Annotated in this window: 16 protein-coding genes; 2 read left to right on the top strand and 14 right to left on the bottom strand. The window is 59.7% G+C overall.

The genetic code is table 11. The features are described 5' to 3' along the window. The first annotated feature begins 82 nt into the window (after window positions 1-82). Both BW994_RS18080 and BW994_RS18075 read left to right on the top strand, forming a co-directional pair. On the top strand, window positions 83-421 hold the full coding sequence (locus tag BW994_RS18080; RefSeq protein ID WP_139334170.1) for a hypothetical protein: 339 nt from the start codon (window positions 83-85) through the stop codon (window positions 419-421). A gap of 39 nt (window positions 422-460) precedes the next feature. Then, a complete protein-coding gene (locus BW994_RS18075) occupies window positions 461-1,033 on the top strand; it encodes a hypothetical protein (RefSeq protein WP_029313967.1) in 573 nt (190 codons plus the stop codon). 37 nt (window positions 1,034-1,070) lie between these two features. Here the strand turns inward: BW994_RS18075 and BW994_RS18070 are convergent, their stop codons facing one another. From BW994_RS18070 to BW994_RS18010, 14 genes are all read right to left on the bottom strand, one after another. Beyond that, window positions 1,071-1,724 (bottom strand): cytochrome c oxidase assembly protein, encoded by a 654-nt coding sequence (locus BW994_RS18070; protein WP_051657639.1) that lies wholly within the window; start codon window positions 1,722-1,724, stop codon window positions 1,071-1,073. Beyond that, window positions 1,721-2,332 (bottom strand): SCO family protein, encoded by a 612-nt coding sequence (locus tag BW994_RS18065; protein ID WP_211252813.1) that lies wholly within the window; start codon window positions 2,330-2,332, stop codon window positions 1,721-1,723. Before BW994_RS18065 ends, BW994_RS18070 begins: the two co-directional genes overlap by 4 nt. A gap of 16 nt (window positions 2,333-2,348) precedes the next feature. Beyond that, a complete protein-coding gene (locus BW994_RS18060) occupies window positions 2,349-4,040 on the bottom strand; it encodes a cbb3-type cytochrome c oxidase subunit I (RefSeq protein ID WP_029313962.1) in 1,692 nt (563 codons plus the stop codon). Next, the gene (locus tag BW994_RS18055; protein ID WP_029313961.1) at window positions 4,037-4,564 is read right to left on the bottom strand and encodes a cytochrome c oxidase subunit II; all 528 of its coding nucleotides are present in this window, start codon (window positions 4,562-4,564) and stop codon (window positions 4,037-4,039) included. Before BW994_RS18055 ends, BW994_RS18060 begins: the two co-directional genes overlap by 4 nt. Window positions 4,565-4,573: 9 nt before the next feature. Continuing rightward, window positions 4,574-4,750 (bottom strand): hypothetical protein, encoded by a 177-nt coding sequence (locus BW994_RS19810; RefSeq protein ID WP_156038188.1) that lies wholly within the window; start codon window positions 4,748-4,750, stop codon window positions 4,574-4,576. 46 nt (window positions 4,751-4,796) lie between these two features. Next, window positions 4,797-5,759 carry a c-type cytochrome gene (locus BW994_RS18050; protein ID WP_051657638.1) on the bottom strand — a complete coding sequence of 321 codons (963 nt, stop codon included), beginning with the start codon at window positions 5,757-5,759 and terminating at the stop codon, window positions 4,797-4,799. Continuing rightward, window positions 5,756-6,463: a c-type cytochrome gene (locus BW994_RS18045; RefSeq protein WP_035231532.1), complete on the bottom strand. Its 708-nt coding sequence runs from the start codon at window positions 6,461-6,463 to the stop codon at window positions 5,756-5,758. The genes BW994_RS18050 and BW994_RS18045 overlap by 4 nt, the downstream gene beginning before the upstream one ends. A gap of 34 nt (window positions 6,464-6,497) precedes the next feature. Next, window positions 6,498-7,100: a hypothetical protein gene (locus BW994_RS18040; protein WP_029313956.1), complete on the bottom strand. Its 603-nt coding sequence runs from the start codon at window positions 7,098-7,100 to the stop codon at window positions 6,498-6,500. A 148-nt stretch (window positions 7,101-7,248) separates the two neighbouring features. Further along, on the bottom strand, window positions 7,249-7,710 hold the full coding sequence (locus tag BW994_RS18035; RefSeq protein WP_051657636.1) for a phosphate-starvation-inducible PsiE family protein: 462 nt from the start codon (window positions 7,708-7,710) through the stop codon (window positions 7,249-7,251). Then, window positions 7,707-8,897 (bottom strand): TDT family transporter, encoded by a 1,191-nt coding sequence (locus BW994_RS18030; RefSeq protein ID WP_051657635.1) that lies wholly within the window; start codon window positions 8,895-8,897, stop codon window positions 7,707-7,709. Before BW994_RS18030 ends, BW994_RS18035 begins: the two co-directional genes overlap by 4 nt. A gap of 108 nt (window positions 8,898-9,005) precedes the next feature. Then, a complete protein-coding gene (locus BW994_RS18025) occupies window positions 9,006-10,040 on the bottom strand; it encodes a substrate-binding domain-containing protein (protein ID WP_029313950.1) in 1,035 nt (344 codons plus the stop codon). 73 nt (window positions 10,041-10,113) lie between these two features. Next, window positions 10,114-10,968: a thiosulfate dehydrogenase gene (tetH, locus tag BW994_RS20330; RefSeq protein ID WP_051657634.1), complete on the bottom strand. Its 855-nt coding sequence runs from the start codon at window positions 10,966-10,968 to the stop codon at window positions 10,114-10,116. 139 nt (window positions 10,969-11,107) lie between these two features. After that, a complete protein-coding gene (locus BW994_RS18015) occupies window positions 11,108-11,353 on the bottom strand; it encodes a hypothetical protein (protein ID WP_029313947.1) in 246 nt (81 codons plus the stop codon). Window positions 11,354-11,448: 95 nt separating this feature from the next. Next, window positions 11,449-11,787, bottom strand: coding sequence for a hypothetical protein (locus BW994_RS18010; protein ID WP_139334170.1), 339 nt, complete (start codon window positions 11,785-11,787; stop codon window positions 11,449-11,451). Between the last annotated feature and the right edge of the window lie 82 nt (window positions 11,788-11,869).

The following is an 11,869-nucleotide window of genomic DNA, read 5'->3' as shown; positions in this document are numbered from 1 at the left end:
TCCTCCTATATCGGTCTCACACAAGGACGCTAAGTCCTCCCCGACCCCCAACGAGGCCGAGGCTTTTTGAAGGATAATGACGATGTTTACGAAAACTCTGATGGCGGCGGTTGTGGTTGGTGTGTTCGGGCTGGGTGCGGTCGCCCATGCCGATCAGGGCATTGTGGTAATGCCGGCCAACCCGGTGGTTGCTCAAACCATGACGGCCGGCGGCGGCGAGCAGTATCCCAGCTTCGCCAATAACGGCACGCCGGTGGTCTCCGAGCGGGTAATCGCCAGCAACGGCGGGCAGAACTACCCGACCTTCGCCAACCCAACCAATGGCGGCACCAGGGCCGACTATGCGGCGCTCGGCACAGTCAATGGCGGCACCACTACACAATACGCGGCACTCACCGGCTTCAACCATAACGGCGGCTGATCCAGCGGCCTAATCCCGCCGCAGAGGAAAATTATTCTCATGTCCACCGAATCCACCCCCGAAAATCAGCAACTATCGCATGATACAAGCGCGGCCCGTGAAGCCGTAGGTATTTTCGATGATAACGCCTCGTTTCAGGCAGCCATCGATGATTTGCTGACAGCAGGTTTTGCCCGTTGCGAGTTGAGCGTGCTGAAGCAGGAGAAGAGTTCCGGCATTTGCGAACCGGCTGATGTCTCTGCCGATGATCCGCAAGCACCACGAACCGATTATTTCTGCCCGGAGGCCGAGGGCGGCGCGGAAGGCGGTCTGATCGCTGGCTTCGCGATGGTTCCCGCCATGGGGGCAGCGGCGGCAACCGCGGCGACAGGGGCGACGATTATCGCAACCGCCGGCGTCACCATCGCCACTGGCGGCACCGGCGCTTTAATCGGCGCGGCATTGGCCATTATGCTGGCGCGCCGGCATCACGCCAAGCTCGCCGCCCAACAGGAGCATGGTGGTCTGCTGCTTTGGGTTCACACGCGTACGCGCGACCACGAGCGCCGGGCGGTCGAAATTCTGACCCGCCATGCCGCGCATAATGTCCATTCGCATGAGCGGCCACTCTGACGGACAACCCGGCTCCGCAAGATCGGCAGGCCGCGCCTTACCTTATTTCAAAGAACATCTCGGAGAGGACCCAGATCGAGCGAAGCTGCAAGGGAATGCCGAATATGACCATCAGCACCCCCGCCCATTTCTGATCCTGCAATGGCGTGATGTTCCATTCGCAGATGACGTTCAGATAGGGCGCGTAGAAAACATGCGATGACCAGATCCAGACCAGCCCGATGACCATCATCGGCGTGCCGCCCAGCCAGCCGTACAAGCCGGCGCGCCAGGACGGGGTGATGGTCTGGCTGCAGGGCAGGAGCTGTGCCCAGAACATCAGGCCGACGATCAACTCGAACAGGCCGAGCGGCGCCGCAAACACGGCATGCGCAAGTGCTGCATTGAAAATGCCGGGTAGGCTGACCGCAATTGTGAAAAGCACAAAGGCACTGAACGCGACCCATGGATCGAACAGCCAGTCACCGATCACGGTGCGGCGCAACCCTGCGCGCCATTCGGGTGGAAGCCCCAGGAGCAGGAGCGGCGGCGCGATCTGGTTCAGCGCCATCATGGCGCTGCCATAGACCGCCATCGACGCCAAGGGATCATGCAGCCCATAAAAGGCAAGCAACATGACGGCGATGCCGGCCAGAAAGGATGCGGTCCGCAGCAAATCAAGCGCCGTGAAGATTCCGGCAGCCTGGTTCATGACACATCCAGCACATGGCGGATATCCTTTGACACTCCATCCCTGTCGCTGATTTGCGCTACGCCGTACCGGGTGCGCAAGTAACCGTGTGGTCCTACCAGGGCGACGACCGATGTATGATCGATGTAATCCGCATGTCCTGGTGCGCGTTTCCATGAGATGTTCCAGCTTTTTGCCGCTTCCGCGATTGCCGCCGGCGGTGCTGTGAGGCCGATGAAATGCGGATCAAACGCCGTCAGATAGTGCCGCAAAACGGGCGGCGTATCATGCGCGGGATCGAGAGTGACGAACACGACATCCACTTTGGAACGAAGTCCGCCCAGACCGCGTAGTGCCGAGGCGAGATCGGCCAGCGTTGTTGGGCAGACGTCTGGGCAGTTGGTGTAACCGAAATAGACCAGAACCGCATGGCCGCGCAGTTGCCCGAGCGAAAACTGTTGTCCCCGATCGGTTATCAGATCCAGCCGCGGCGCCAGCCGATGCGGCACCGGCGATCCAGCATAATCAAAGACGTTACCGAATTTCGAATAGGACCAGAAGCCGAGGGCAAGGGCGCTACAGACGATGACGGCGCGGAAGGGCGACCGCCATCGCGCGCCCTTCCGCACTGGATACACGCCTATTTCACCACACCATCCAACCGGGCGCGAAGGTTTGGTGCTGGAAGAACGGGATCAGCACCGGCAGATAGGCAGCCAAGGTCACCAGGAAGGTCAGCCCGGTGATCGGCCATAGATACTCGAGGATGCCGGCGAGACGCGAACCTTCAGGCCCGGCAAGGAATTCGGTAAAGGGAATATGCACCGGCGTCTCGTTTCGTTTGCCGCCGAACAGCGAGCCGAAGAACACGACATAGAAAGCCGCTGTCGCACCCCAGAGGATGACGCCGCCAACGCCCACCAGGATCAGCGGAAAATGCGCGACGCCATAGACGTGCATGTATTCGCTATGCGGCAGTTCCGACACCCAGGCGCGCCTCGGCACACCGAACAGCCCAGCCCAGTGCATGCCGAGTGAAAAGACGGACATGCCGATGAACCACAGCCAGATCGAGATCAAGGCAAGCTTCCGGCTGAACAAGGCGCGGCCGGTCAGATGCGGGATCATCCAGAAACTGAGTCCCATGAAGGTCATGGTAACGGCGGTTCCGACGGTGATGTGAAAATGCCCAGGTATCCAGGTGGTGTTATGGACGATGTTGTCGAGCTGGAAGCTGCCGTTGACGATGCCGCCGGCACCGCCGAAAATGAAGGTGATCATCGCCAGAACCTGTGCCGCGACGGAAGGGTTCTTCCAGGGCAGCGCGGTGAACCAGCCGATCCAGCCGCGCCCGCCCCGGCGCCGGCCGGCATATTCGAGCGAAAGGCCGAGCGTGAACGCGGTGATCAGGCTCGGCAGCGCCACCGAAAGCGTCAGCCCGGCAATGATCGCCTTGATGACCGGCGCGATTCCGGGATCCTGCAATTGGTGATGCGTCCCGACCGGCATCGAAAAGATCAACAGCAGGGCGAAGGTCAGCCTTGCCATCGGGTCAGACACCAGCTTGCCACCGGCTTCGCGCGGCAGGAAAGCGTACCAGGACACATAGGCGGGCATCAGCCAGAAATAGACGATGGGATGGCCGGTCCACCAGAACAGGGTGCGCCCGATAATTGGATCGACGTGTTTGGTCAGTCCCAGCGACCAGGGATCGAGCTGGACGATCAACTCGGCGGCGGCACCCAGAGCAGCCAACAGCCACATCAGCAGGGTCGCCGCGCTCATATAGGTGACCAGCGGCGTCAGCTTGCCGGGATTGGCGCGTTTCCAGCGCGTGCGCAAATCCATGACGGCCGCCAACGGCACCATGCTGCCGAGCGTGAGAAGCGTCATGCCGAAATAAAAATACGGGCTGCCCTTCAGGGGCGGGTAGAAGGTCCAGAGCACGCTCGATGAATTGTCGAACATCGCGTAGAGCAGCATGACGGCGCCGATCGTCATCAAGCCGAAACTGGTCCACCAGATCGGCATATTCGGCTCAAGCTCAAGCTCGCGCGCCGGCAGATAGACAAGCAACCCGCTGGTCACGAAGAAGGTGAAGACATAAGCGTTCAGCACGCCATGGATTGTCAGGCCTTCGTAATAGGATTGCAGCACCGGCCGCAGGAAAGGATAGGCATTCACATCCGCATAGTTCAGCGCCTGCAAGGGCCCGATTGCCGCGCCGATCATCAGCGCGGAAAATCCGCCGATCAGGAACAGCGACATCAGTCGCTTCTGCGCTGCCCAGGCTATGGCAGGAGCCGAATCGCGCTCCGCTCCGATAACAACGCTCATGTTGGTCTCCGATCCACGATGATCTCGCCGATCATCGATTGATGGGCGATGCCGCAATACTCGTTGCAGACGATGTGATAGATTCTAGCCTTGTCAAAGGTGTAGCTCACGGTTCCGACCACGCCGGGAATCGCCGTCAGGTTGATGGTGGTGCCCTGGACCTCGAAGCCATGGATAACATCGGCGCTGGTGACGTAGAAGGTGACGGTCGCGCCCTGCGGCACATGGATTGGGCTCGGCGTCCAGTACCAAAGCTTGCCGGTCACGTAGGCCGAATAGGCACTCGGACCGGTCTTCACCAACTTGCCGCTTTTGAACAAGGGCGAATCCGCCGGCGTTAGCGGGGATTTGTAGAAACCAGCACCCTTCGCGACCACGCCGAAATCAACGGCGACGAAGGCCAGCGTGCCGGCGAAAAGCAATGCCAGCAGGGCGATGGTGAAAAAAATCCAGACCCGTTCGTGCCGGTCCGCCGCTTTGTGAAAAGCATGATCGAATCGGGTTTCCGGCGTGATGTCGCTCATGACGCCGCCTCAGCTTCTATAGGCGAAAATATAGGACACCAGGCCCCACATCGTCAGGATCGAGAACAACAGAAACCCGCCGATCACCCAGGCGCCAACGGGGCGGACGACAAGATCATAATCCTCAAGATGTGGCGTCGTTTCCGGCGCATCCTGTTGCAGGCGAGACGGCTCACTCCCGGACATGGCGGGTTTCCTGACATTGTTAGAGACTTACAGCAGAGCGGTATACTTACTTCGGCAACACGCCGGGCGTCGATTTCGCTTGGTCCGGCTGGCCGAGCAGCACGCCGTTCACTGTCTTGCCGTACATCGAGAATTTGGTGTGGTGGAATTTCTTGCGGGTCGCGGCGACGCTGCCGAGATAGCGCGGATCCTCAGGGCGCACCTGGCTGTCGATATAGGTCGCGACATCCCAGGCCTGCTGCTGGGTCAATGATTTCGGCATGCCCAGCGGCATGTTCTGGTAGGTAAAATCGGCGGCATTCTTGACCGAACCCATGCCGGCGCCCCAGTTGAAGGATTGCGGCCCCCATAGCGCGGGGAACACGACTTTGCCGCCGGAGGATTGGCCCTGGCCGGTAGCGCCATGGCAAGCCGCGCAATGCTGCGCATAGACCACTGCGCCACGGCTATAGCTGACAGGCAAAGCCGGTTTCGGCAGCTTGGGATAACCGCGCCCCGCCAGTTTTTCGCCGAGTGGCGCGCCTTTCGCCAAAAAGTAGGAGTAGCTTTCCAAAGCGATCAGCGTTTTGCTGCCGAGCTTCGGCACTTTGCCGTTCATGCTGAATCGGAAGCATCCTTGCAGGCGTTCCTCGAACGAGTTCACTTTGCCGTTCTTGCTGCGATAGGCGGGATAAGCCGAATAGGCCGCCCACATCGGCGCCGCATCGGCAAGCCGTCCCGCCGAGAGATGGCAGTTACTGCACCGCAGATGATTGCCGACATAGGATTTCGCATAGATATCCGGATGGCGGAAAACGTTCTCACCCAGCTTTATCATATCGCCGAATTTGCCCTTCGGAATCTCGCTATCCGGCGGCGGAGTGAAGACAACCGGTTTCTGCGTCGCGGTCGCGGCATGAGCGCGCGGCATGCCTAGCGAGGGCTGGCTGCCATGCCAGCCGACTGCAGTGGCGGCTGCAGCGAGGCCGATCCCGCCGATGATGACGGCGACTTTCGTACGGTTCGTCATTTTGTCGCTCCCTTCGCTGTTGATGCGCCGGGCAGCGATGCGAAATACGCCGCCACGGCCTTGATGTCGGATGGTGAAAGATGCAGCGCTTCGGCACGCATGAATGCCCCTAGCGGATCCCGGCGGTCATTTGCTTTCCACTCATGGAGTTGATCGGCGATATAGGCCGCCGATTGGCCCGCAATATCTGGAGAGAACGTGCCGACACCCAATCCGGCCTCGCCGTGGCAAGCGGCGCATGCGGGCATGGCACTTTGCGAGAGTCCGTTTTCGGCGAGGCTACTGCCCATCGTGATCTGCTTTCGTAACTGTTGATCCACCGGCGGGTTCGCGCCGGAAGGCCGCGGGACAGGAAGCGACGCATAATATTCGGCGACTGCTTGCATCTGCGTGGTGTTCAGTTTTTTCGCAAAGGGCGTCATCAAGGCATTTTCGCGCGTGCCGTGCCGGAAATGCTCCAGCTGCGCGAGAATATAAGGCGCAGTGAGGCCGGCCAATCGTGGAATCCCTGCCGATAACTGTCCCGCTCCGGTCGCGCCATGGCAGGCGGAACAGGATGGAATTCCTGGCTCTGCGCCTATCAGCGCAATCTTCTTGCCGCCCGGTGAGTCCGGATTGGCAAGTGCTGAATGAAGAGACAGTGAAAGACTAAGCAGACCCGCGCCAATCAAAGTCAATAATCGAATCTTAAGCTGATTTTTCATGTTAGCGCCTCGTTGGGAGCCGAAGTTGGACGTATCATGATACGACGCCTGTGTTCGGGGCGCGTCGCTTCATGAATTGTCTGTATAAAATCGCCAGAAGCACGAAGAACACGGTGTGGGCGAAGGCGAAATATTCTATCCCGGCGAGGCTGAGATTGCGGCTCCCTGCAATCCCTTCGCCGATCCAGGGCAGGACGATGAAGGCGTTCATGATCCAGGCAAACACCGCATAAAGCAGGCCCTTCAGCCAGGCAGGGCCGCGCAGCACGGGTTCAAAGACGAACGCGTACGCAACGGCCATCGCAAGACCCACCGCAACATGGAAACCGATCTTGAAAACCATCGTCTGCGGCGCAGGCAGATCGAGCATTCGCCACACGGACGCGACGCTGGATGTTTGCAGCGGACCCGCGACGAACGGCTTGATCAGTTTCAGCAATCCGCCATGCGCGGTTACCAGCGGAATCCAGTCGGCGGCGAACAGGATGAAGCTGTTGATGGCAATGACAATGGCGCCCGCGGCCAGGCTGGTCCATAGCCGGCGCGCGATGCCGGAATGCAGATTATCCGGAGCCAGACGCCGCCTCGCCGCAATGGCGGTTTTCGAACGCGTCGCAAGGCTGATTTGGGTTTTCATATCCTGTTCAATTGCTACAAGCTCCGGATGATCATTGGCGTCAGGCGCATCATGTGCTTGTCCGGCCAACTCATAAAGTCGATCATCAAGATGGAACCAATCGATTCACAGGATCGGTTGCGGCATGCCGGCGATGGTACAACGTCGATCATGTAATATCTGCGCGCTTCAGCATGGAGGTGGCGCCGACCATGGTTGCGATCAGCAGGCTGAGCACCACGAGCTCGACGGTTGATTCCATGAACATGCCCTGACTGGCCGGTGACCAGCCATGGGTCGTGGAGATTTCCGAGGATTGCAGCGTCACCACCAGCACCCGCCGGATAGCGGCGATCAGGCCGATGATCAGGAATGGCTGGCACCGTATCTCCCGCGACTGGATCGAGATGCGCACGGTGTGCAGCAACTCGATGATCATTAGTACGAGAAGAACCCGGTCAAGTACCGCGATCAACCCGATATTCGTCGTGCCATGATCAACATCGGTGAACATCAGATAGAGTGCCTGGCCAAAAGCGACGAGAGCCGCCAGCATCAGCAAGGCGCCAAGCCCAAGAAAGAACCCGGTTTCGGCCCGCTCGAACAACTGGGCAGGCTTGTACGTGATCATTGAACCTGCAGTTCGCGTGATGCGGTAACCGGCGCCGCATCGAACATCGGCAAGCCGGTTTCGCCGGAGAGGCATTCTCCTGTCAGACAAGGCGCGCTGAACAGCTGCCCGCTCCACATCCCTTGCATCGTCCGCGTCGTCACCACCATCCAGAAGAACGCCAGCAGCACGACCAGCGCGGCGCCGAACAATTCGAAGAAGGCGAATTTGGTCTCAGCGAATATTGCAAAGGTCGAGGCGGTATAGACGCCGAGCGGGAAGGTGAAGCCCCACCAGCCCATGTTGAACGGCAGCCCGTCCTTCACGTAGCGGAGCGTAATCAGCGCCGCCATGCCGAACCACCACAGCCCCAGCCCCCAAAGAAACAAGCCGCCGATCAGGCCGATCCCTTGCGCCATGGCCAGCATGTGGAAGAATTTCTCGCCCGCGAAGGCCCGGACGGAGGAATTGCCCAGCAGGATCAGCGCGGTGCTGCCGGTGCCGATCGGCCCGAGGGCAAGCCAGGTCGATACCGCCATGTCGCGATGCGGCAGCTTGTGCAGCGCCAGGCGCAGGAACAGGATGGCGAGGATGCCGAAGGCCAGCGGCACCGAGATCGCCCACAAGGCGTAGCCAATGATGGTCACCATCTGCGCGGTCTGCACCGGCAAATGTGGCGCGATGGTTCCGGCGCTGACCGCGGCGACCTCAGCCGGCACGATCGGCAGCAGCCAGACGCCGGTCATGTTCTCGAAGGCGTGGGACTGCCGGGTGAACATATAGAACGGCACCAGCCAGCCGATAAATAAAGAGAGCGCGGCATCGGTGAACCACAAAATCAGCGCGGCATGAACGGCGAAGGGCGTGCCGCCATAAAAATTCACCGCGCCATTGATGATGGGTGCCAGGCCCATCGGGATCGCACCGAGGAACATCGACTGCACCGGATGGTCGAGCAGCCTGAGCGCACCCCTGGTGAAGAACACCCAGCGCCCGATGAACATGGCGCAGAACAGCAGATAGAACCCGATATCGGCCCAGAACAGGATGCGCGTCAGCGGCGCCAGCCCGTACACGAAGAACGGAAACTGAGCGAGCATCAGGAACAAGATGCCGGTGCCCATGTTCAGGGTGAACCAGTTCGGCGTGAACTGCCGGATCGCTTCGCGCGGGTGAGAAAGCTTTCGGAGCGGGTGGAGGTCGATCATGGATAGGTCCCCAGTGATGAAGCGCGGTGTTGATGGGCAAGACGATCGGCCAAGGCACCAGGGACGCTGTTTCAGCGATCCTCCCTGGTGCGATCAGACAGGCTGGCTTCAGGATTTGTTATAAGGCTTGAAACCATAATGCTCAAAGATTTTTAGGGCGGTCGGTGACTGAACAAAGGCAAGCCAGGCTTTCGCCGCTGCCGGATGGGCGGCATCCTTGACGAGCGCGCCGCCATAGATCGCGGTGGTGTTGTACTTCGCCGGCAGGTCGATATTGCTGATTGGGTGCCCCGCCTGCTCCTGGAAGATCGCCTCGGACTTCCAGGTGATGCCGGCATCAGCCAGACCCTGCATCAGAAAAAGTGGCGTCTGACGATGGTGGATATGGGTGAGAATGGTTGAGCCGTCCTTCACGCCGGTGTCATAGACTTTCTGCTCCAGCGTGGCTCCGCCGGCCTTTTTCAGCGAGGCCTCGATTTGCCGGGCGATGCCCTCGAAGGCCGGGTTCGGCATGACGAGCTTGATTCCCGGCTTCGCCAGATCCTTGATCCCGGTGATATGGCCAGGATTGTCCTTGGGGATCATGATGGTGAGGTCGTTGGTCGCATAGGCAATGGCCGGGCCGGTCAGCATGCCAGAGGCGATCAGCGATTTTACCTTCTTCAGTCCCGCCAGATAGGCGTCAGGCTTGATCGTGAAGGTCATGTTGCCGGAGGTGAAGGTGCCGCCGGCCTTCATCGCTTTGACTTCCAGGCCAGGCGGAATCGTCACCACGAAAACATGCCCTTTATATTTGGAATGTTCCTGCTCGAAAGCTTTCACCAAGGGCGCGACCGCGAAGAAGTAATTGCCGCCGATATAAAGGATAAGCTTCGGATTATCGAGATTGCCATGGAAGTCGGCCATGTCATCGACTTCCGGCACGGTGAACTTGAAGCCCTTGTCGAGAGCATCGTCATTGGCGCCATGCTGCCAGGGCGGGAATATCTCTTCTTGATAATGCGGCGCCTCGGCCTTGCCGTGCCATCCGGTATCAGCCGTACTGGTGCCGGCGGCCTGAGCCAATGGCAGCGTGCCGATCATGGCGAGTCCGGCAAGCGTGGCCAGAACAGAGCCGCGAGGCTTGGTTTTGAGAGACTTCATTGGAACGTTATCCTTGATGGTGGTGAAGACCCCGGCATCGAGGCGCCGGGGTTCAGTTCTGCCAGCGGGCGTCTTACTTGATGTACTGGTATCCGGCGAGCTGAAACTCCGGAATAGTGCCGACCACGCCCGGCGTCAGCACGGCACCGGGAATTAAATGATTGGTGAACTCGGCAGCGATCTTTCCATGAGACAGCTTGTCAGGATTGATGCCCTTCTTGAGAATGCCCATCGTCAGCTCCCAAACCTCATTGTGGCAGGCGCAGAACGCCACGCCCCGGCGCTGCAGCACGGTGATGCTGTTGTCGTGCGGGGAGAACACGCCTTTTGAATCATTATAATTGGTAGCGCTCGCTTTCGATGCCGCCGGCTGCTTGATCCAGGTGTTCGCGCTATGCTTGCCGCCGCTGAACTTGGCGAGATACTTGTCCCAGATATAGTCGTCGTACAGTGCCATATGCGCGGAGCCATGGGTGGCGGAGGCCATCAGGAAGTCCGGATGCTTCCAGCCCCAGATTTGCGCGTTGATCGAATTACGCATCCCGTTGAGCCAAGGGCTGTCGAGCGCCGTGTTGTCCCAGACCTGCTTCGGCCCGCCCTTGTAGGCAAACAGCAGATGCAGCGCCTCGCTGTCCCAGTCATCCGCGCTGGTCAGGATCATCGGCAAGGTCTTGAAATTGCGCCGGCGCGGCGCCTTTGCCAAGGCTGATGTCAAGGCTTTCAGCTTCGTCGCGTTCGGCGGGATCAGCAAAGCTCCTTCCGGCATCGTTGCATCGGCCGCTTGGGCCGAACGAGTGGACGCAAATGCCGCGCCGATTATTGCGGCGCCGATTCCGGCGGCCGGTATGGCAACGGCGCTGCGGCGAGTGATCCCTAGGGCCGGGGTTATGAGATCGTTTGCCGTGGTGACGTCTGGTGTTTCAGTCATCGATTGGGTTCCTTCCTGGATCTTTGTCGCGTTCGGCTGCGTCGCGCGAGCATGTCGAACGCTCCATGCATATCAATCCGCGCAGCTTTGGATTTTATGGAGTATCCACAAGTTTATTGAACCTCGTAGTGACCGGCGATTAAGACTGCGCCCGTGCACTCATTGGATAAGGCTGATATATGGTCAGGCTTGGCTGGTCTGAGCTGACGGCGAACTGTTCCTGTGCGGGAGCTGCCTTTATGGCTTGCTTTGCCCTTTGTGGCGTGTGCACGATGAGCGGGCCTGGCTGGTACATGGTTAATCCTGGCTGCCCGGCCTGCGCCGCGAAGGGCGCAAGCGCGCCAAGAGCCGCGAGGAATGTCATGGTCTGGATCAGTTTACGCATGGGAACTCTCCTAAAGTTTGTGATGGAATCCGGCTGGCTTTTGTTTTGCCTTGCCGGGCTGCTCCGGGTTCCGGAGCAGCAAGCCTATCCGTGGATTAGCCGCCGTTATGGTTGAAGCCGGTGAGTGCCGCGTATTGTGTAGTGGTGCCGCCATTGACTGTGCCGAGCGCCGCATAGTCGGCCCTGGTGCCGCCATTGGTTGGGTTGGCGAAGGTCGGGTAGTTCTGCCCGCCGTTGCTGGCGATTACCCGCTCGGAGACCACCGGCGTGCCGTTATTGGCGAAGCTGGGATACTGCTCGCCGCCGCCGGCCGTCATGGTTTGAGCAACCACCGGGTTGGCCGGCATTACCACAATGCCCTGATCGGCATGGGCGACCGCACCCAGCCCGAACACACCAACCACAACCGCCGCCATCAGAGTTTTCGTAAACATCGTCATTATCCTTCAAAAAGCCTCGGCCTCGTTGGGGGTCGGGGAGGACTTAGCGTCCTTGTGTGAGACCGATATAGGAGGA

It is taken from the genome of Acidiphilium rubrum, from assembly GCF_900156265.1.
Taxonomy (GTDB): domain Bacteria; phylum Pseudomonadota; class Alphaproteobacteria; order Acetobacterales; family Acetobacteraceae; genus Acidiphilium; species Acidiphilium rubrum.
The sequence above is the reverse complement of the archived record's forward strand: the minus strand, read 5'-3'. Positions and strand labels throughout refer to the sequence as shown.

Bases quoted from the DNA above. Each gene is read 5' to 3' on its own strand.
- BW994_RS18080 (WP_139334170.1), top strand. From the start codon at position 83: ATGTTTACGAAAACTCTGATGGCGGCGGTTGTGGTTGGTGTGTTCGGG.
- BW994_RS18075 (WP_029313967.1), top strand. From the start codon at position 461: ATGTCCACCGAATCCACCCCCGAAAATCAGCAACTATCGCATGATACA.
- BW994_RS18070 (WP_051657639.1), bottom strand. From the start codon at position 1,724: ATGAACCAGGCTGCCGGAATCTTCACGGCGCTTGATTTGCTGCGGACC.
- BW994_RS18060 (WP_029313962.1), bottom strand. From the start codon at position 4,040: ATGAGCGTTGTTATCGGAGCGGAGCGCGATTCGGCTCCTGCCATAGCC.
- BW994_RS18055 (WP_029313961.1), bottom strand. From the start codon at position 4,564: ATGAGCGACATCACGCCGGAAACCCGATTCGATCATGCTTTTCACAAA.
- BW994_RS19810 (WP_156038188.1), bottom strand. From the start codon at position 4,750: ATGTCCGGGAGTGAGCCGTCTCGCCTGCAACAGGATGCGCCGGAAACG.
- BW994_RS18050 (WP_051657638.1), bottom strand. From the start codon at position 5,759: ATGACGAACCGTACGAAAGTCGCCGTCATCATCGGCGGGATCGGCCTC.
- BW994_RS18045 (WP_035231532.1), bottom strand. From the start codon at position 6,463: ATGAAAAATCAGCTTAAGATTCGATTATTGACTTTGATTGGCGCGGGT.
- BW994_RS18040 (WP_029313956.1), bottom strand. From the start codon at position 7,100: ATGAAAACCCAAATCAGCCTTGCGACGCGTTCGAAAACCGCCATTGCG.
- BW994_RS18035 (WP_051657636.1), bottom strand. From the start codon at position 7,710: ATGATCACGTACAAGCCTGCCCAGTTGTTCGAGCGGGCCGAAACCGGG.
- BW994_RS18030 (WP_051657635.1), bottom strand. From the start codon at position 8,897: ATGATCGACCTCCACCCGCTCCGAAAGCTTTCTCACCCGCGCGAAGCG.
- BW994_RS18025 (WP_029313950.1), bottom strand. From the start codon at position 10,040: ATGAAGTCTCTCAAAACCAAGCCTCGCGGCTCTGTTCTGGCCACGCTT.
- tetH (WP_051657634.1), bottom strand. From the start codon at position 10,968: ATGACTGAAACACCAGACGTCACCACGGCAAACGATCTCATAACCCCG.
- BW994_RS18015 (WP_029313947.1), bottom strand. From the start codon at position 11,353: ATGCGTAAACTGATCCAGACCATGACATTCCTCGCGGCTCTTGGCGCG.
- BW994_RS18010 (WP_139334170.1), bottom strand. From the start codon at position 11,787: ATGTTTACGAAAACTCTGATGGCGGCGGTTGTGGTTGGTGTGTTCGGG.